Genomic DNA, 599 nt, shown 5'->3' on the forward strand with positions numbered 1-599 from the left:
GTAAACGCAGCCTCGGTTATGGCGAACTGGTCGGCGTTGCCCCGAATCTGCCGGCGCCGACCAACGTCACGCTGAAGCATCCGGCGCAGTTCAAATACATCGGCAAACTGCGCCACAAGCGCGATGCGGCAGCCAAGGTGTGTGGGCGCTTCAAGTACAGCATCGACGTGCAATTGCCGGACATGCTGGTGGCGGTGATTCAGCGTGCGCCGGTGGTCGGAGCGAAAGTGCTCAGCGTCAATTCTGCAGCGGCGCTAAAGGTGCCGGGTGTGCGCAAAGTGCTGGCGATTCCGGGGCGTCCGGATGTGCTGGGCGGCAACATGGAAGGTGTCGCCGTATTGGCGGATACCTTCTGGGCCGCGCAGCAGGGCCGCCAAGTGCTGGAGATCAAATGGAGTGATTCGCCGCTGGCCGGGTTCGACAGCGAGCAACTGGCCAGCGCGCAGGCTAAAGCCATCGGCGATCCAAAAGCTCAAACCGTCAACGCCATGACCCAAGGTTATGTCGCCGGGCAATGGACCGGTTCGGCGCAGCTGAACGAAGCCGATTACACCATGCCCTACAAAGTGCAAAACCCGCTGGAACCGAACTGCATCACC

General features: G+C 61.4%; 1 pseudogene. It reads left to right on the forward strand.

Going from position 1 to position 599, the window contains the following annotated elements:
- Positions 1 to 599: pseudogene (locus BK660_RS30060) on the forward strand (aldehyde oxidase); the annotation flags it as partial.

It is taken from the genome of Pseudomonas brassicacearum (assembly GCF_003732265.1).
Classification (GTDB): domain Bacteria; phylum Pseudomonadota; class Gammaproteobacteria; order Pseudomonadales; family Pseudomonadaceae; genus Aquipseudomonas; species Aquipseudomonas brassicacearum_D.